Source organism: Enterococcus sp. AAFC-DPL-6103 (assembly GCF_058216595.1).
The window spans coordinates 1,830,253-1,849,502 of sequence record NZ_CM177102.1 but is presented as its reverse complement, the minus strand read 5'-3'; the positions used below and the strand labels follow the sequence as shown (position 1 = coordinate 1,849,502).

General features: G+C 36.9%; 18 protein-coding genes, 1 pseudogene and 1 other annotated feature. Of the genes and pseudogenes, 15 read left to right on the top strand and 4 right to left on the bottom strand.

What is annotated here, in order from left to right; translation table 11 throughout:
* Positions 1-29: 29 nt before the first annotated feature.
* Positions 30-689 (bottom strand): uracil-DNA glycosylase, encoded by a 660-nt coding sequence (locus AC4BC3_RS08830; protein WP_206907636.1) that lies wholly within the window; start codon positions 687-689, stop codon positions 30-32.
* Positions 690-838: 149 nt separating this feature from the next.
* Positions 839-914, top strand: a sequence feature (ribosomal protein L21 leader region).
* A gap of 19 nt (positions 915-933) precedes the next feature.
* Here AC4BC3_RS08830 and rplU point away from each other — a divergent pair.
* From rplU to AC4BC3_RS08790, 8 genes are all read left to right on the top strand, one after another.
* On the top strand, positions 934-1,242 hold the full coding sequence (gene rplU / locus AC4BC3_RS08825; protein ID WP_206899971.1) for a 50S ribosomal protein L21: 309 nt from the start codon (positions 934-936) through the stop codon (positions 1,240-1,242).
* A 28-nt stretch (positions 1,243-1,270) separates the two neighbouring features.
* Positions 1,271-1,615: a ribosomal-processing cysteine protease Prp gene (locus tag AC4BC3_RS08820; protein WP_206907657.1), complete on the top strand. Its 345-nt coding sequence runs from the start codon at positions 1,271-1,273 to the stop codon at positions 1,613-1,615.
* Between the two features lie 12 nt (positions 1,616-1,627).
* Positions 1,628-1,921: a 50S ribosomal protein L27 gene (gene rpmA / locus AC4BC3_RS08815; RefSeq protein ID WP_010751514.1), complete on the top strand. Its 294-nt coding sequence runs from the start codon at positions 1,628-1,630 to the stop codon at positions 1,919-1,921.
* Positions 1,922-2,105: 184 nt separating this feature from the next.
* Complete coding sequence (locus AC4BC3_RS08810) at positions 2,106-3,125, top strand: LacI family DNA-binding transcriptional regulator (protein WP_490466300.1); 1,020 nt, start codon at positions 2,106-2,108, stop codon at positions 3,123-3,125.
* A gap of 126 nt (positions 3,126-3,251) precedes the next feature.
* A complete protein-coding gene (locus AC4BC3_RS08805; RefSeq protein WP_490466299.1) occupies positions 3,252-4,583 on the top strand; it encodes a PTS sugar transporter subunit IIC in 1,332 nt (443 codons plus the stop codon).
* Between the two features lie 12 nt (positions 4,584-4,595).
* Positions 4,596-5,042 (top strand): DUF3284 domain-containing protein, encoded by a 447-nt coding sequence (locus AC4BC3_RS08800; protein WP_206907640.1) that lies wholly within the window; start codon positions 4,596-4,598, stop codon positions 5,040-5,042.
* 22 nt (positions 5,043-5,064) lie between these two features.
* Positions 5,065-7,302 (top strand): alpha-galactosidase, encoded by a 2,238-nt coding sequence (locus tag AC4BC3_RS08795; RefSeq protein ID WP_490466298.1) that lies wholly within the window; start codon positions 5,065-5,067, stop codon positions 7,300-7,302.
* A complete protein-coding gene (locus AC4BC3_RS08790) occupies positions 7,299-9,377 on the top strand; it encodes a beta-galactosidase (protein WP_490466297.1) in 2,079 nt (692 codons plus the stop codon). Before AC4BC3_RS08795 ends, AC4BC3_RS08790 begins: the two co-directional genes overlap by 4 nt.
* A gap of 78 nt (positions 9,378-9,455) precedes the next feature.
* Here AC4BC3_RS08790 and AC4BC3_RS08785 read toward each other — a convergent pair whose 3' ends face one another.
* Positions 9,456-10,163 (bottom strand): GntR family transcriptional regulator, encoded by a 708-nt coding sequence (locus tag AC4BC3_RS08785; RefSeq protein WP_490466296.1) that lies wholly within the window; start codon positions 10,161-10,163, stop codon positions 9,456-9,458.
* Between the two features lie 250 nt (positions 10,164-10,413).
* Here AC4BC3_RS08785 and AC4BC3_RS08780 point away from each other — a divergent pair, with 250 nt between their 5' ends.
* Positions 10,414-10,641 carry a helix-turn-helix domain-containing protein gene (locus AC4BC3_RS08780; protein WP_206907649.1) on the top strand — a complete coding sequence of 76 codons (228 nt, stop codon included), beginning with the start codon at positions 10,414-10,416 and terminating at the stop codon, positions 10,639-10,641.
* 134 nt (positions 10,642-10,775) lie between these two features.
* Positions 10,776-10,931, top strand: coding sequence for a hypothetical protein (locus AC4BC3_RS08775; protein ID WP_490466295.1), 156 nt, complete (start codon positions 10,776-10,778; stop codon positions 10,929-10,931).
* An 80-nt stretch (positions 10,932-11,011) separates the two neighbouring features.
* Here AC4BC3_RS08775 and AC4BC3_RS08770 read toward each other — a convergent pair.
* Both AC4BC3_RS08770 and AC4BC3_RS08765 read right to left on the bottom strand, forming a co-directional pair.
* Positions 11,012-11,644 (bottom strand): annotated as a pseudogene (locus tag AC4BC3_RS08770) (leucine-rich repeat domain-containing protein); the annotation flags it as partial.
* Between the two features lie 12 nt (positions 11,645-11,656).
* Positions 11,657-12,520, bottom strand: a complete 864-nt coding sequence (locus AC4BC3_RS08765) for a leucine-rich repeat domain-containing protein (RefSeq protein ID WP_490466294.1) — start codon at positions 12,518-12,520, stop codon at positions 11,657-11,659.
* Positions 12,521-12,844: 324 nt separating this feature from the next.
* Between AC4BC3_RS08765 and AC4BC3_RS08760 the strand changes: the two genes are divergently transcribed.
* From AC4BC3_RS08760 to AC4BC3_RS08740, 5 genes are all read left to right on the top strand, one after another.
* On the top strand, positions 12,845-15,658 hold the full coding sequence (locus tag AC4BC3_RS08760) for a sigma-54-dependent transcriptional regulator (RefSeq protein ID WP_490466293.1): 2,814 nt from the start codon (positions 12,845-12,847) through the stop codon (positions 15,656-15,658).
* Between the two features lie 205 nt (positions 15,659-15,863).
* Positions 15,864-16,355: a mannose/fructose/sorbose PTS transporter subunit IIB gene (locus AC4BC3_RS08755; protein ID WP_206909924.1), complete on the top strand. Its 492-nt coding sequence runs from the start codon at positions 15,864-15,866 to the stop codon at positions 16,353-16,355.
* 97 nt (positions 16,356-16,452) lie between these two features.
* Positions 16,453-17,418: a mannose/fructose/sorbose PTS transporter subunit IIA gene (locus AC4BC3_RS08750; protein WP_206909922.1), complete on the top strand. Its 966-nt coding sequence runs from the start codon at positions 16,453-16,455 to the stop codon at positions 17,416-17,418.
* Between the two features lie 48 nt (positions 17,419-17,466).
* Complete coding sequence (locus AC4BC3_RS08745; RefSeq protein ID WP_206909920.1) at positions 17,467-18,276, top strand: PTS mannose/fructose/sorbose transporter subunit IIC; 810 nt, start codon at positions 17,467-17,469, stop codon at positions 18,274-18,276.
* 17 nt (positions 18,277-18,293) lie between these two features.
* Entirely contained in the window at positions 18,294-19,208 is a 915-nt protein-coding gene (locus AC4BC3_RS08740) for a PTS system mannose/fructose/sorbose family transporter subunit IID (protein WP_067480490.1), read from the top strand.
* Positions 19,209-19,250: the final 42 nt, after the last annotated feature.

Genomic DNA, 19,250 nt, shown 5'->3' with positions numbered 1-19,250 from the left:
CAACTTAAAATAAAAAAGGAAACCTGAAATTACTCAGGGTTTCCTTTTTTTGTCTCGTCGATGAGTGTCTTTAATGTTTCCCAATCATGCTCAATAAGTGGAGTTAAAGAACGATTGTAAAAAATAGCAGCAGGATGGAATAAAGGAAGAAGACGATAAGTGTTTTTTGACCATTCGTATTGTGTTTTTTGCTTGTTCAACTCTAAAATAGGTCCCACGTATAATTGCCCATGATTTCTTGAAACAGTATAGTCTTTTCCGAGCAAACGTTGAAGACCAATATTTCCTAAAGTAGCAATCAATTCAGGTTTGATTGTTGCAATTTCATAATCCAGAATTGGTGCGTGAGCAAAAACTTCAGCTTTAGTAGGCGTTCGATTTGGATAAACGATTTCTTCTTGCTTGGTACGTTTATTTACTCGTTCAACAGTACTATAAGGACGGCTACGAACAGCACTAGTAATATAAACATCTGCTCTAGTTAAACTTAATTTTTCAAGACAAGTCATCAACTCTTTTCCAGCTTGTCCACTAAAAGGAATGTGATTCTCAACTTCGTTTTTTCCAGGCGCTTCACCAACAAACATTATTTTTGGTTCAAGAGGACCCTGTCCTGCGACGAACCCTTCAACGGGTCGATTATTCATTCGTTGTTTTGCTTCTTTGATCAATTCAGTAGGATAGTTCATAGATTCATCTACTTTCGTTTTTCATTTTCCTCTTTTTAGTATAAAGTGAGTGCCTGAAAATTGCGACTAAAATAGGTGCGTGTGAACAGAAATTATAGTTGACGAATTGTATTTATTTTGTTAAGCTAGTAACGTTGTAATTGTGGACTCCACAGCTACAACCGCACAGAGTAAGTAGTAAGCACAGCTTAGCTGTCACTTAGGATGGCGAGTCTAAGTATAAAATAAGGAGGTGCTTTATAGCATGTACGCAATTATTAAAACTGGTGGTAAACAAGTAAAAGTTGAAGTTGGTCAAGCAATCTACGTTGAAAAACTTGACGTTGAAGCAGGTGAAAAAGTTGTCTTTGACGAAGTTATCTTAGTAGGTGGCGAATCTACAAAAGTAGGCGCTCCAACAATCAACGGTGCAACTGTTGAAGGAACTGTTGAAAAACACGGCAAACAAAAGAAAGTCGTTACTTTCAAATACAAACCTAAAAAACATTCACACCGCAAACAAGGTCACCGTCAACCATACACAAAAGTGGTTATCGACGCAATCAACGCTTAATTAGTGTTTGAGAAAGAAGGCCTGAATGATGATCAAAGGAACATTTAAGCGAAATGACGCTGGTCAAATCGTTTCATTTACTTTGACAGGGCATGCTGATGCAGGTCCTTATGGAAGTGACATTGTATGTGCAGGTGTTTCTGCATTAGCAATCAGCACAGTCAACGGGATTGCTTCATTAGCTGGTTTTGATCCGATTGTTGACGTGAATGAAGAAGATGGCGGGTATCTTTATACCGAAGTTAGCTCAATCATGACACAGGAACAAACGAATATTGCCGAAATTCTATTGGAAAATCTTTTGCTAGGTTTACAATCCATAGAAGCTGATAATTCAGAATATATCCAAATTAAAACAATTACTGATAAATAGGAGGTGCAGACTATGTTATTATCTATGAATCTTCAATTATTTGCCCATAAAAAAGGTGGCGGTTCTACATCTAACGGCCGTGACTCAGAATCAAAACGTTTAGGTGCTAAACGTGCTGATGGACAAACTGTTACAGGTGGATCAATTCTTTACCGTCAACGCGGTACAAAAATCTATCCAGGTGTAAACGTGGGTATTGGTGGAGACGACACTTTATTTGCTAAAGTTGATGGCGTAGTACGTTTCGAACGTAAAGGCCGCGACAAAAAACAAGTATCTGTTTATCCAGTTGCTCAAGAAGCTTAATAAATGGCTAGCTCCATCCCTTGCTTAACAAGGGATGGAGCTTTTTTTTGTTTAGATAAATCTATAGAATTTTTGATTACCACTCTAAATTTGACAGATGTTCAACAGACAATTTTAGTATTGAATGAAATCGTTTTTATGATAAACTGTTTACTAAACAGATGTATGGAGGAGTGTGGAATATATGACGTCGATTCGGGATATTGCAAAATTGGCTGGTGTTTCTGCAGCGAGTGTCTCAAGGATTTTAAATAAAGATGCGACGTTTAGCATCAATGAAAATACCCGTGTTCGAGTGTTGGAAATCGCGAATCAATTAGATTACTCACCTAAGAAAAATCAAAAAGGCGGGCGCAACAAAGGGGATCAATTAACAATTGCTTTAATTGTTCGACATAAAGAAGCTGACGAACAGGAAGATCCTTATTTTGGACAAATACGAAAAGGAATTGAAAAAGAAGCAGCAAGATGGCGCTTCCGTACAGTCAAAGCTTTTTATATGAGGGATAAAAATAAAGATTGGGATCAATTGAAAAAATATGGTGCAGTCATTGTCATTGGAGAAATGACTGAAGAAGCCACAAAACGGTTAGCTTTGTTTAATAAGAACATCATTTTAGTCGACAATTATTCCAATACTCAACCTTTTGATTGCATCCAAACAGATTTTGCACAAAAAACGGCTAGTTTGCTTGACACTATGTATGAGAAAAAACATCGAAATATTTCATTTGTGGGTGGACTTAGTACGAAAGTGGACAGTGAAGGACAGGTGCAGACAAGCAAAGATGAAGTACGTGCTACTGCCTATAAAACATGGATGCGGTTAAATAATCTTGAAAAATATAGTCAAATATATCAAGGAAGTTGGGGGCCAGAAGAAGGATTAGCTTTAGGCAAAAAATTGTTAGCAAGCGATCCACGTCCGACAGCAGTAATAGTTGCAAGTGATCCAATGGCTTTAGGGCTTTACAAAGCAATTAATGAAGCAAATTTGAAAATACCGGAGGATATTGCGGTCGCTAGCTTTGATGATATTGAAATGGCAAAATTCATGACACCTAGCTTGTCGAGTGTCAAAGCAAATCCAGAGGAAATGGGACGTATGGCGGTCAGATTAGCAAAAGAAAGGATGCTTGAAGAACGAACCATGCCGATTCGTGTTATCTGTAGTAGTGAATTGATTTTAAGAGACTCCTTGTAAAACTTGTAAAAAAAGATTCGAAAATCTGAATCTTTTTTTATTTTGCACTTGTGTAAACGTTAACTAAACAGATATACTGTTTTTGGTAAACGTTTACAAAAAAGAAAAAAGAAAAGGGGTTCTAAAATGAAATTTGTTGACAAGTTAGCAGAAAAAATGGTGCCAGCAGCAACATTGATTGCCAATAACAAATATCTACTTAGTTTGCGCGATGGTTTTATGATGGCATTTCCAGCTACAATGTTTGCTTCAATTATGATTATTATTCAAAATATCCCAACAACATTTGCTTTTGCTCAGTATTTACCGGATAGTTTTAATGCATTTTTGAATGATTTTTTTGGCCCAGTTGGAAATGCAACTATGAGTATTTCTGCTGTATTTATTGTTTACGGGATTGGCTATCAATTGGCTGGTCATTATAAACAACCGCAAGTATTTGCAGGAGCCATTTCACTTTCTTGTTTTATTATGTTATTGCCTTTTGGTACAGATGATGTGGCAGGTTCGTTTATTCCAGTATCTAAACTGGGCGCTGAAGGGATGTTTGTCGGAATTTTGACCGCGATTATTGCTACAGAAATTTATTCAAGAATTAGTCGTTCCGGTTTTACCATTAAAATGCCAGATTCGGTTCCTCCGATGATTGCAGAATCGTTTGTTGCCATTATTCCCGGTGCTGTCCCTTTGTTCTTATTTAATTTAATTCGTTACCTCTTTACGTTTACCGAATGGGGAAATGCTGTCGACTTTATCTACCAAATCTTACAACAACCTTTGATGGGATTAGGCGGAACGCTACCGGCTGTATTAGTTGCAGTATTTTTCACACAGTTTTTCTGGTGGTTTGGTATTCATGGAACATTGGTGGTCAATGCTATCATTGATCCAATTATGAGTGCTTTGGCCATTGAAAATTATGAAGCATATAAAGCAGGAGCAACTGAATTACCACATATTATCAACACTACATTTATGGGTGTATTCGTAAATCAAGGAATGCAGCTAGGTGTTTCCATTGCTATGGCATTTTTTATTGCAAAATCAATTCGGATGAAGAAAACAATGAAAACAATTATCGCACCCGCTATTTTTAACGTTTCCGAGCCGATGACATTTGGATTGCCTGTGGTTATGAACCCATTGGCTTTCATTCCATGGGTACTTGCACCAATGGTTTCCACGATTATTTCATATTTTGCGATTTATTCTGGACTTGTACCAAGACCAACAGGTGCGACTGTCGTCTGGACAACTCCCATCATCTTATCTGGTTGGTTAGGGACAGGGTCGATTAGAGGCGCAATCTTGCAATTTGTAACAGTTATTGTGATGACCGCTATTTGGATTCCATTTTTGATGGCAATGGATAATGAATATCTACGTGAAGAAAAAGAAATAAAAGACGTAGAAATGGATGAAGCTATTCATGTAGATAAAACAATAACAACTGATTAAGTAGGTGAAATGATGCGATTAGATACGTTAACTTACCAGTGGAAATTGCAATCTCAGGTTACTGATTTTTTTTCAGCTTTACTGAATGAACAGCTCCGCTATTTTCAGTCCAAAAATGATTCGATTGAAACAATCGAATCAGGTACACGAGTGCATTCATACTTACAAACAAAGGTGAATAAGCAAGTGGTAAAAAGCACTATTGAAATTGGGACGATTATTCCCAATAAAAAATTGGAATTGATTACCCAACATGCTCATGGAAAAATTCTTCAAACTTATCAGATTCATACAACCGAAAATGGAACAAACTTTGTGAGCTATTCAGAAACGAATGAGCTGAAACAGATGAAAAGTCAGTTGAGTTTATTGTTCACATTACCAATATATAAACTTATTTATAACAAAAGTGCGAAAAAAAGAATGCAATATCTTGAGATGATTGTACAAAATAATTAACGGATGACAAGGGTGTTGACAGATGATTGAACAATTGGACGATCGCTTATTCCATCTACATAATGAAGCAATTAGCTATATTCTGCATGTGATGGAAAACGGGCAAATTGAGCAGCTTTACTACGGAAAAGCTTTAGGAAAGCTTACGAAAACAGAACTCGATTATTTTACGAAAAAAGAAAATAAATCGGCTGGAACAGTCAAATACTTTAGAGATGGAAGAGATTTTACTTTGACGGATCACTTTCAAGCCTATCCTGTATATGGAACAACCGATTTTAAAGAAGGAGCGATTGAATTAACTTGTCAGGGAAATCCTCTTTATACTGACTTTTCTTTTTGTTCTAATCAAATTCAAACAAGTAAACCTAGAAATTTGGCTGTTCCCGCAACTTATGGGGAGAATGCTCAGACGCTTCAGCTAATCTTGGAGGATCAGGAACGAGAGTTAATCTTGATACTGAATTATACGATTTTTGAAGATAGTCCAGTTATTGTGCAAAATCAAGAATTAATCAATAAAGGAAACAAAATCGTTACAATTGATAAAATGCTTTCCGGTGTATTGCATTTGCCTACTTCAAATTATGCGTTTACGCACCTTTCAGGGGCATGGCTGAAAGAGCGACATGAAAAAAGAAGAAAGTTGGAACAAGGAACAGTAGCAATTGGTTCATTGAAAGGTGCCAGCAGTCATCAGCACAATCCGTTCGTAGCTTTTGTGCATGAAGAAGCCGGTCTCGACAATGGAGACGTTTATGCGATGAATTTTATTTATTCAGGAAATTTTCTAGCACAGGCAGAAGTTGATGAATGGCAACATACTCGTGGAATGTTGGGGATCCACCCAGCGCATTTTAGTTGGGAATTGGCTATAAATGAACGATTTGTTACACCAGAAGCGGTGTTATTATTTTCTGATCAAGGAACGAATGGCTTAAGTACAGCGATGGGATCGTTTGTTGAAAGTCATATTATTGATCCAAAATGGCAACACACAGTGCGGCCCATTGTCTTTAATAATTGGGAAGCTACTTATTTTGAATTTGACGAAGAAAAATTACTCGAACTCGCTCGGTCTGGAAAAGAACTTGGAATGGAATGCTTTGTGATTGATGATGGTTGGTTTGGTAAAAGAGATAGTGATCGGTCCTCTCTTGGAGATTGGTATGTTGATAAACGCAAGTTTCCAAATGGAATAACGGCATTTTCACAAAAGATCCATCAAATGGATTTGCAATTAGGAATTTGGTTTGAACCCGAGATGATTTCTCCAGACAGTGATTTATATAAGAAACATCCAGAATGGGTCGTCAAACATCCTTATGAACGTTTTTCGATGGGAAGAGGTCAATATGTTCTCGACTTTGCAAATCCGCAAGTAGTCGATGCTATTTATACTCAAATGAAGAAAATCATACAGGCAACAAACTTAGATTATATCAAATGGGACATGAATCGAAATATTACAGAAGCTTATTCAAATTATTTGGCAGATACTTCGCGTAACCAAGGTGAGTTTTTCCACCGATATATCTTAGGTGTGTATGAGCTATATACCAAAATTTTGACAGATTTTCCCAATATTTTGATTGAAGGATGTGCAGGTGGAGGCGGACGTTATGATTTGGGAATATTATTTTATAGTCCACAAATTTGGCCAAGTGATGATAGTGATGCCGTGGAACGATTAACCATTCAAAGTGGCACATTATTAGGCTATCCATTGTCTAGCTTTAGTAATCATGTGTCTGCCAGTCCAAATCACCAAATATTACGTGAAATCTCATTAAAATTTAGACAAGATGTAGCTATCTTTGGACCGTTAGGATACGAATTAGATTTGCAACAATTATCAGCAAAAGAAAAAGAGCAAATTAAAACGACGATTGCCTTTTATAAAAGACATCGATCCTTGCTCACCTCTGGTCAATTTATCCAATTTCTACCTACCTATCCAACTCCCAATCAAGTGTGTTGGGGTGTCATCAATCAAGAAAAGACAGAAGCTATTGTTGGCTATTATCAAAAACTCGCTCAGGCGAACCCAAGTGCGCAAGAATTTCTAAAAATTACGCACTTAACTCCTGCTCTGACTTATCAAGTAGGAGAAGAACAGCTTAGCGGGAAATTTTTAGAAGCAGTAGGCATCAGAAAACCATATGCGTTTAATGGTGCCAATCATGGAACTTATCAAGTGGGAGGAGACTTCCAATCCGTAATCTATCATATCAAAGCAGTGGAAGAGGCGAAAAAATGAAACGAATAGTAGCTGGAGAAAGTATTCTACATGGCGGGGATTATAATCCAGAACAATGGCTAGATCATCCTGAAATCTTAGCAAAAGACTTAGAATTAATGAAGAAAGCGAATATAAATACGGTTACTGTTGGTATTTTTTCATGGAGTAGTTTAGAGCCACGCGAAGGTGAGTATCACTTTGAATGGTTGGATAAGGTCTTTGATCAAATGGAAGCAATGGACGGAAATGTTATCCTCGCTACGCCAAGTGGTGGACGCCCACAATGGTTAAGCGAAAAATATCCAGAAGTTAATCGGACAAATGCTTATGGACAAAAACATCATCATGGTTTTAGACATAATCATTGCTACACGTCACCAATCTATCGTAAAAAAGTTCAAGCAATGAACAGACTTCTTGCACAACGCTATGGAAAACGACCTTCTCTTATTTTATGGCACATCAGCAATGAATATTCCGGTGAATGTTTTTGTGATTTGTGTGCAAAAGCTTGGCGGGATTGGTTAAAAGAAAAATATCAGACATTAGATGCTATTAATCGTGCTTGGTGGATGACTTTTTGGAGTAATCGTTATTCCGAATGGTCACAAGTAGTACCACCCTCCCCTTTAGGAGAAACAAAAGTTCATGGAATGGATCTTGATTGGAAACGTTTTGTTACACAACGAACTATTGATTTCTTTTTATCGGAAATTGAACCTATTCGAGAAATTACACCGGACATTCCCGTCACGACGAATTTTATGGCAGAAGGACATGATCAACATGATTTTTTTCCTTTAGAAGGACTTGATTATCATAAATTTGCACAAGCTGTTGATATTGTAAGCTGGGATAGTTATCCTGACTGGCATAATAACTATGAATCACTTGTACAAACCGCAATGAAGTCGGCGTATGCTCATGATCAATTTCGTTCGTTGAAAAAGCAACCATTTTTAGTGATGGAATCAACACCTAGCGTCGTGAATTGGCATCAATACAACAAATCGAAACGACCAGGAGTTCATATACTAAGTGCTATGCAACAACTCGCGCATGGTTCAGACAGTACATTGTATTTTCAATGGCGTCAATCGTTAGCTAACTCTGAAAAATTCCATGGAGCTGTGGTCGGGCATGATAATTCACAGGAGAATCGTGTCTATCAAGAGGTAGCCACCTATGGTCATCGTTTACGTTCGCTTACTCCTATAAAGGGGCTCGATAAAAAAGCAAGAGTAGCGATTCTGTTTGATTGGGAAAGCAATTGGGCTTTAAAACGTGGTGGTGGATTTGGGCGTCCTTCAAGGCGTTATCCGCAGACATTGCAGGAACATTATCAAGTCTTTTGGGAACAAGACATCGCCGTAGATATCTTACACCCGGATGACGATCTTACGAATTACGATCTGGTTGTGGCGCCTATGCTTTATTTGATGACGAAAAAAACGATGGCTCATCTTGACACATACGTTAGAGAAGGCGGATGCTTGATTGCAAGTTATTTCACTGGTGTAGTGAATGAGAATGATGTGCTTCATTTAGGCGAATGGCCTGAAACGTTACAAAATCTTTTTGGGCTTATTCCGAAAGAATTAGAAATGCTTTATCCAGAGGAAAGCAATCAAATACTTTATGCTGGAAATTTGTATCGCATCAAAGACTATTGCAACATAATCGAAAAAACGTCTGCAGTTGTTTGTGGTGAATATAGCGAGGATTTTTATGCAGGCACGCCGGCACTTACTAAAAATAATGTTGAAAAAGGCACTACCTATTATTTCGCAGCACGAACAGGAGTCGATTTTTTACGGGTTTTTTACAAAGAGCTGATTACGGAACTTCAATTAGAAAATCCGTTAGTAAATGAGCCCCTGACTGATGTTTCAGTTCAAAGTCGGACGAATGGCAGAGAAACTTACCATTTCTTGATGAACTTTTCAACGAACCAGCAAAAAATCAAGTTGAATCATCCGTGTATCGATGTTGAAACAAAGAAAAGCGCCGGTCAAACGATCGTCCTTGCTGCTTACGAAGTACGAGTGCTAGTGGAAAGTAATTTACCTAAGAAAGTATCAATGCTCCCTTAGGTAACAGAAGTTAGTTATTTAAATGATTTTATATTTGTGAAGGATAAATAGAATTTAATTTTCAATAGGAGTAGTGGCTTATTTAGCTTCTACTTCTATTTTTGTTTTGAAATATTTCCAATGCTTGTAACTAATAATGTATTCTGCAACACTTTTATCTGGCAAATAAGAATGTTTGACCTGTTTAACGGCAGGTTCTCGAAAACTTAGATTTAACAAACGAAGTAATTCGGGATCATCGGGAAACACAATTTCATTTGTTTCAACAGATGCTAAGGAAAAAAGATCAATGCCGAAATCTAAGCGGATTTGTTCGTAGACACTGGTGTAGGCTGATAAATCATCTGTAAGTGGTTGTTTCATCAGTTTTTTTGGTAAATGAGTAAGATGAACCAAGAAAGGTATATCATCAAAGTAACGAACGCGTTTAATTTTATAATATGTTTCATTACTAGCTAATTTCAATTCATGCAGAATCTTAGCATCATGTTTTTCTTCGATGGATAAAACAGTGACATGTTCTTTATCAAAAGAATTACGTTCGAGATCTGAGAATTTGACAGTCTCTGCTATTTTTGATCTTGAAATGAAGGTTCCTTTTCCCTGAATCCGGTAGAGGTAGCCAGCATTCGTTAATTCATTAAGTGCTTTAACTGCCGTGATTGAGCTGACAGCATATCTTTTCTTAATCGCAGCTTCTGAATAAAATTTATCGCCAGGAACAAATTTATTCGTTTTGATTTCAGTTAGTAAGTCTTGTTTGATTTGTTCATACTTAGGAATCATTCGATCACCTTCCGAAAATAGTGGTGTATTGGTATCAATTTTAAGAATAGCATGTTCATTTTTCTTTCGCAATAAAAGGGATAATAACGAAACACAGCAGTTGTAAAAAAATGAAGAAGGAAGAAGAGAAAGTTTCAATCAACTACTTCAAATGGTTTTGTTTTCTGACATACTGAAAAAAGTGGTCTTTTTGTCCACAATTGACCGATTGAGAAAAGCGCAGTATATAATTAACAAAAAGGATTTCATTATGAAGAGATTATATTATTTACGCAAGCAGCATCAGCTAACGATTCGAAAATTAGCTGAACATCTTCACTGTGATTATTCTGTCTATTCAAAATATGAGCGAGGTGAGCGAGAAGTTCCACTATACATTTTGATTGAACTTGCTGATTTTTTTGAGACAAATTTAGATTTTTTGTTAGGGCGCACGGATTTTTCAAAGAAGTTGCCAGAGCCAAGAAGAAAAAAATAATGGAAAGAACGAATAGAAAGAAAGCGGAACCAAACAGTTTGTAAATTTTGTCTATAGTAAATGGTTGAGATACATTGTATCGTGAAGGAAAGATGGGGGAGTGAATAAGTCACAGGACAAAAGAGGGGCTTTTAATGAAGGGAAGATTAGTGAATCTAAACGGGCATCCATTGCTGCAGGTGTTGTTGTTTGTAGCTGAAGTCTTATTTGGGCTGGTTGCCTGCCTGTTGGTAAGTGTTTGGTTTGGACGGTTGATGCAAGTGGTCATTGGTTACTTTGCAGGTTGGTAGAAGAATGAGTAAGTTTTTAAAAAGTAACTGCTAAAATAATAAAACGAGTGTGGAGGTAATCACACTCGTTTTATTATTTTTTAGAACCAACGTGAAAAGAGAAGTTCTTCTGAGTAATCAGAAGTTTTACCTGTGAAATCTACTGCACGAATTTTGATTTTCCACTGTCCAGGACCATTGATTTGATAATCACAATAAGAAGTTTCAGTCGTAGTCGTTATTAATCGACCATCGCGATAATATTCATAGTGACGAATACCAGAGTCATCTGTTGAAGCATCCCAACTGAGTATCGTACCAAAATGTTCATATTTTTCCACCTTGAGGTTTCTTGGTGTGGCTGGATTATTCCAATCTGGAGCCGCATATTGAATATATGTACCAGAAAATTGCTCACTTGAATTAGCATTGCTGAAAGACCAAGAAAGATTATTTGTTCCAGCTTCTAGCCATGAAATATTTGTCCCATCGTAAGTTCCTGGTTGATTAAAAGTGACGTTCGGTCTTTCACCGTGAATTGTTCGGAGTTTTAAAGGCGTTTTATGGTTGATCCAAGTATTTGATCCAAAAATAGTTTGATTTAAAGCGACAACTTTCTGAAGACTAGGTACATCTTCTAATACTTCTAAGCTAGTCAATTCATTTCCTGAAAGAGTCAGTTGTTTCAAGTTTGGCAATTCAACGAGTGGACTAAGATCGTTGAGTTCATTATTTGATAGACCGAGCTATTGGAGATTTTTGAATTCAGCGATTTTTCTTAGATTTTCAATTTGGATAAAATTATTATCAGGTAAGCTAAGTCGATTTTCACTTAGCTCTAGAGCAATTAAATTAGGAAAATCAAGTTGAGTGTCAACACGCTGAATCTTATTTTCAGCGCCATAAATTCCTTGAAGTTTTGTATGTTTTTTTAAAGGTGCGAGGTCGATGATGTTGTTAAAGTTAAAATTAATCATACGTAAATCATTTATGTAATAGAGATCAACCAATGATGAGAGTTGGTTGTTATCGACCCAAAGTTGCTTGATTGTTGGGAACTTGCTTACACCATCGAGAGAAGTTAACTGATTATTGCTTAATGCCAATTGCTCTAATGCTGGCAAATGATTCATAGTATCAATGGAGGAAATCCTGTTGTTAGTCGCACCGATGATTCTTAATTTTGTGAGATTTTGAATGGGGGTTAAATCTGTCACTAAGTTATTGTTCAAACGAAAGTCTGTTAGGTTCAATGCGAATTCAATTCCGGTAATATCTTTGATGCTCAACCCAGAAATATCTAAGGTAACTAGGCTTTCCATATGTTGCGATGTGAGTGATTCGTCGGCGGTCAAATGAAATATTTCTTTTAGTTTGGTTTCAAAAGCTGGATCATTGATCGTGATTGCTTGAGTGGGTTCTGTTGTTATCTTGGAATCAATTTTATTTCCTTTTAAAGGAGCGAGTATGTCAGTGAAATAGTTACTTACTTTGATTGTTTGTTCTTGCTGTGGCACATTTTCATTCGCGTAACTGATTGGTGAAAACGTTGCAAGTGCGGTACTAAATAATACAAGTGAAGTGACTGTAAAGAACAGATTTCTTTTCATTTTCTAAACCTCCAAAATTTTTGTTGTGTTGCAAGTTAAGCTTAATAAAAAATACTAAAAATAAAAATGATAGCTTTAGTTATTTTTAAAATAAGTTTTTTAAATGAAAAAAGAACAATGGTTTGTAAAAGTAAGTGCTTGTTTAACAAATGTTTCTTTTATTTTAAAAAAAGCATAAGGTATTGACGAATCCTCTAGAAATCCATAGTATTATGTTTTGTAGTTAGCTATTTTTAGTTATGTTTATTCTATATATATTCTATATATAATAGTAAGAAAAATAGTGTAGCAGGAAATTTTGAAACACAGGAAGGGGCGTATCAATTGACAAAGCGTATTGACCGAATTTATCTCTATGTCAAAGAAAAAACCGCTCATTTAACAAAAGCAGAAGCTGATCGAGGAATAACTACTCAAGAAATTGCTGAAATACTAGGAATTCAACGAACAAATAGTAGTAAAGATTTAAACCAGTTAGTTCGTGAAGGAAAATTAATCAAGTCCGATGGCAGACCAGTCCGTTACATATATCAAAAGGCAGATGTATATCAAAAACCTGAAAGCAAGCATGTCGTTAGTTACAAAGAGGATGTTCTACCAATTGAGGAACCAATCGTTTCTATTGATACAAAAGATATTTTTTCCAAAATTATTGGTGAAAATGGCAGTATGAAAAATGCTGTTGAACAGGCAAAAGCTGCCATCTTGTACCCACCTAGAGGGTTAAATTGTTTGATTACGGGGCCAACTGGCTCTGGGAAAACCTATTTTGCACATGCAATGTTTCATTTTGCCAAAGCAAATCATGTCATTGATGAAGAAAAAGAATTGATTGTGTTCAATTGTGCCGATTATGCAAATAATCCAGAATTATTGATGAGTCATCTTTTTGGGTATACAAAAGGCGCATTTACTGGTGCAACTGAAGAAAAAATGGGGATTATTGACCAAGCAGACGGTGGGATGCTCTTTCTAGATGAAATTCATCGTTTACCGCCAGAAGGACAAGAAATGATCTTTTATTTTATGGATCATGGAACTTATAGCCGATTGGGTGAGACGACGAAATCACATGAAGCAAACGTCCGTATCGTTGGTGCAACGACAGAAGACCCCGGCTCTTCCTTGTTGGAAACTTTTGTTAGACGGATTCCAATCAACATTCAACTACCGTCTTTCGAAAAGCGACCTGCTAATGAAAAAGTCGATTTGGTAAAGATCATGATTGCTCATGAAGCGAATCGGATCCAACGAAAAATTTCTCTGACGGAAGATGTTGCCAAAGCCTTAATTGGTAGTGTTACTTATGGGAATATTGGACAATTGAAATCAAATATCCAACTGATTTGCGCACGTGGATTTCTAAATCATATGAACTCACCCGAAATTTCGATTACCGTTAGTGATTTAACAGAAGGAATTCGAAGTGGGCTAATTCAGCTAGCTAGCAACCGCGTAGCAATGGCAGAGCTATCAAAAATTCTAGAGCCCAAATTAACAATCATACCAAATGATGACATAATGAAAATCCAATCAGATTCGTATGAATTGCCTTATAACTTATACGATATTATTGGAGATAAAGCGGCTTTGTTGAAATCTGATGGCTTAGATCAAGAGGCAATCAACCATTTTATTTCGACAGATATCAATATTCATTTGAAATCTTTTTATAAAGATCATGGATTTTCTTTTAATGCTGACAACAAATTGGCTGAATTTGTTGATCCTAAAGTAATTGAAGTAACACATCAAATTTATAGTATGGTTAAGAATTCTTTGCCTTATGAATTTCAACAGAATTTTATTTATGCGATGAGTTTGCATATCAGTTCATTTTTGAAAAAAATCAATTTAGGGGAAGAACGACACACGAATGATAACATTCGAGAAATGACATTTGATTTTCCCGAAGAGTATGCAGTTGCAAAAGAAGTCCGTAAATATATTGAAGAATACTTTCAAGTTCGTATTCCAGAAAGTGAAGATTATTACTTGACAGTCTTATTAGTGTCTTTACGAGCAAATCAAGCAACTGGCCGAATCGGCGTTGTGGTTGCAGCTCACGGAAATAGCACAGCTAGTAGCATGGTTCAAGTAGTAAAACAACTTTTAGATGTTGAAAATGTTCGAGCAGTTGATATGCCGTTGGATATGGATCCTAAAACGGCTCTTAGCCGAATTGAACGAAAGGTTCAAGAGGTTGATGAAGGTAGTGGCGTTATTCTGTTAGTTGATATGGGCTCGTTGGCCTCGTTCAATACTCAAATTCAGCGAGAGACAGGAATTCCAATTCGAACAGTTGATATGGTGACGACGTCGTTAGTTTTAGAAACTGTTCGAAAAGTCTCTGTTTTAGGAACAGATCTAGATACACTTTATGATTCCTTAAAAAACTTTCGTGGTTACGCGGCTGTTTCTCCTGCACCAGCTAGTGAAAAGCCAGCTCAAGAGCAAAAAGCAATTTTAGCTATTTGTGCTTCGGGAGAAGGGACGGCAAAGAGAATCAAGGAATTGATTGAACGAGCGGTAAGTAAACGACAAGAAGCAGAGATAACAGTTTTAGCTTTATCCATTGTTGAATTAGAAAAAGAACTGCCACGTATTCAATCAGAATATCAAGTGATTGCTACTACAGGAATCACTGATCCTAAAATTGCGGCACCCTTTATTCCACTTGAGCGCTTTATTGATCAAAATATCGAGTTGATTTTAGACCAACTGTTACTTGAAGCGGATTTAGAAGACGCGCCAGAGGTTTCTTTAACCGAAGAAACGGCGAAAGAAACATGTGTGGACTTTATATCAGATAACTTTACTTTTATTAATGGAAGAAAACTGATCGATCCTATTTGGAATTTTGCTGAACATGTGACAGAAAGTATTGGATTAGCTAGCAAAGAATATGGCTTTAAAATCAATTTGGTCATGCACACAGCTGGGATGATTGAACGAATCGTATTAAATGAACCATTGACTGCCGATAAAGCAGAATTGGATCAAACGGTTCAAGATCCGTTTTACACAATGCTTCAAAGTTCGATTGTTCCATTAGAGGAAAGAGTGAACTTAAAGATTCCTTTGGTTGAAAGCTATTATATTTTACGTTTAATCCATAATCAGTTGGCTAAAGTGTGATACACTCAATAAACAATACACAAAAAGGATACACTATATAAGTGTATCCTTTTTGTGTATTGTTTAAAAAAGCTTAAAGAACCAGTAGTGTATCACTTAAAAGTTGGCACGCTTCTTGCTTTTATATAAGTGTGCTAGGAATTGGTTGCTTTCACAGAAATGATAGGGGTTTCTGTGAAGTAGTTTGAAAAAAGGAGTTTTGAAGATGGATATTCGATTAGCGCGTATAGATGATCGTTTAATCCACGGACAAGTTGCGACGGCTTGGTCAAAATCGACTGGTGTTGAACGAATCATTGTAGTCAGCGATATGGTGGCAAAAGACGATTTGAGAAAGTTTCTGTTAAAAGAAGCAGCACCACCAGGAATTCATGCGAACGTGATAACTGTTCAAAAGATGATCCAAGTTTATCAAAGTGGATTATTAGCAAATGCGAAAGTCATGCTGTTATTCACAAACCCTCAAGATGTAGAAGCAATTGTCCGCTGTGGTGTGCAACTGAATTCACTAAATATTGGCGGCATGAGTTTTACTGATGGCAAAACAATGATTACTAATTTTGTTTCAGTAAACCAACGCGATATAGAAGCTTTTAACTATTTGGATAGTCAAAAAGTGGAATTAGAGATTCGCAAAGTACCTGCAGACAGAAAGGTTCTTTTAAGGGAGCTACTAGCAAAAGCAAAAAAGGCATAGTTGGATGTTGTGGTCGGTCAAATAATCTGTTGTAATGGTTAGCAATTATTTTTAATTTTGATTTTTGTTACAACAAAAAGAAATAGGAGGTATAAGTATGGTAGGAATTATCCTAGCAAGTCACGGACAGTTTGCTGAAGGAATCTTACAGTCTGGTTCAATGATCTTTGGCGAACAAGAAAACGTTAAAGCAGTTATTTTGAAACCAAGCGAAGGTCCAGATGACTTGAGAGCCAAGTTAGAAGAGGCAATTGCTTCTTTTGACAATCAAGACGAAGTATTATTCTTAGTTGATTTATGGGGTGGTACTCCATTCAATCAAGCAAATACTTTGTTTGAAGAACACAAAGACAAATGGGCAATCGTCAGTGGTTTGAACTTGCCAATGTTAATTGAAGCATATGCTTCTCGTTTTTCAATGGAATCTGCGCAAGAAATTGCAGCACATATCATTGAAACTGCAAAAGAAGGTGTGAAGGTTAAACCAGAAGAGTTAGAACCAGAAGAAGCACCAAAAGCTGAAGTACAACAATCTGTATCTGGAACTCCAGGTAAATTCAGCTATGTTTTAGCTCGTATCGATTCACGTTTGCTTCATGGGCAAGTTGCGACAGCTTGGACAAAAACAACAAATCCAACTCGTATTATTGTTGTTTCTGATGCAGTAGCTAAAGATGAACTTCGTAAAAAATTGATTCAACAAGCTGCTCCTCCAGGTGTAAAAGCACATGTTGTTCCAATTGAACAAATGATCAAGCTAGCTAAAGATGACCAACACTTTGGTGGACAACGTGCTTTACTTTTATTCGAAAACCCTCAAGATGTGTTAAGAGCGGTTGAAGGTGGCGTACCATTAGAAACAGTTAACGTTGGTTCTATGGCTCATTCACCAGGTAAAGTGCAACCAAATAAAGTCTTGGCATTCAGTCAAGCTGACATTGATACTTTCCGTAAACTTGAAGACGCTGGCGTCAAATTTGATGTACGTAAAGTACCAAATGATTCAAAAGGAAATATGGATGAAATTTTGAAAAAAGCACAAGAAGAATTAAACAAAAAATAATAAACAAACATAGTTTTAACTATCAGAGAAAAATGGAGGCTTAACATCATGGAATTAAACTTTATTCAAATGATATTAGTCGTTATCGTAGCATTTTTAGCTGGTATGGAAGGAATTCTTGATGAATTTCATTTCCATCAACCAGTAATCGCATGTACGTTAATCGGCTTAGTTACTGGGAACTTAATACCTTGCCTTATTTTAGGTGGTACTTTACAAATGATCGCTCTTGGTTGGGCAAATATCGGCGCTGCTGTAGCTCCCGATGCTGCTTTAGCATCTGTTGCATCTGCAATTATTTTAGTATTAGGTGGTCAAGGAAGAGCTGGAGTTTCTTCAGCTATCGCGATCGCTGTACCTCTAGCTGTTGCTGGTCTATTATTAACAATCATCTGTCGTACAATCGCAACAGCTTTCGTTCACTTGATGGATGCTGCTGCGAAAGAAGGTAACTTCAGAAAAGTTGAATTATGGCACATCATTGCAATTTGTATGCAAGGTGTACGTATTGCAATTCCAGCTGCTTTGATCTTGGCAATCGGTGAAGGACCTGTGAAAGGGTTACTTGAATCTATGCCAGTTTGGTTGACAGATGGATTAGCAATCGGTGGTGGTATGGTTGTAGCTGTTGGTTATGCAATGGTTATCAACATGATGGCTACAAAAGAAGTATGGCCATTCTTCGCAATTGGTTTCGTATTAGCAACTGTTTCTGAAATCACTCTTATCGGACTTGGTGCAATCGGTGTAGCTCTTGCTCTTATCTACTTAGCTCTATCTAAACAAGGTGGCGGCTCAGGTAATGGTGGTAGCTCAAATACTGGTGACCCACTAGGCGATATCATAGATAACTACTAAAGGAGGCGTACACGAAAATGGCAGAAGAAAGAATTCAATTATCGAAAAAAGATCGTATTTCTGTTTGGTGGCGTTCAACTTTCATCCAAGGATCATGGAACTACGAACGTATGCAAAATGGTGGCTGGGCTTTCTCAATGATTCCAGCAATCAAAAAATTATATAAAACAAAAGAAGACCGTGCAGCTGCATTAGAACGTCATTTAGAGTTCTTTAATACACACCCATATGTAGCTTCACCAATTTTAGGGGTTACATTGGCACTTGAAGAAGAACGTGCAAATGGCGCACCTGTTGATGATGTAACAATTCAAGGGGTTAAAGTTGGTATGATGGGACCTTTAGCTGGTATCGGAGATCCAGTTTTCTGGTTCACAGTAAAACCAATTCTTGGTGCATTAGCAGCTTCTCTTGCAATGAGTGGTAACATCTTAGGACCAATCATTTACTTCCTAGGTTGGAATATTATTCGTATGGCTTTCATGTGGTATACACAAGAATTTGGCTACAAAGCTGGTTCAAAAATCACTGAAGATTTATCTGGTGGATTACTACAAGATATCACTAAAGGTGCTTCAATCTTAGGTATGTTTATCTTAGGTTCGTTAGTTAACCGCTGGGTATCAATCAGCTTTGCACCTACAGTTTCAACTGTAAAACTTGATAAAGGTGCATACATCGAGTGGGACAAATTACCTGCTGGTGCTGAAGGAATTAAATCTGCTTTGGAACAACAAGCAGCAGGTTTATCTTTAACTTCTTCTAAAGTTACTACATTACAAGACAACTTAGACAGCTTGATCCCTGGTCTTGCTGCTCTATGTTTAACATTGTTCTGTATGTGGTTACTTAAGAAAAAAGTATCACCTATCATCATTATCCTTGGATTATTCGTGGTTGGTATTGTCTTCCACTTAATCGGATTGATGTAAAAAAAGAATCAGATAGTCTGAGCTCATTTTGAGCTTCAGACT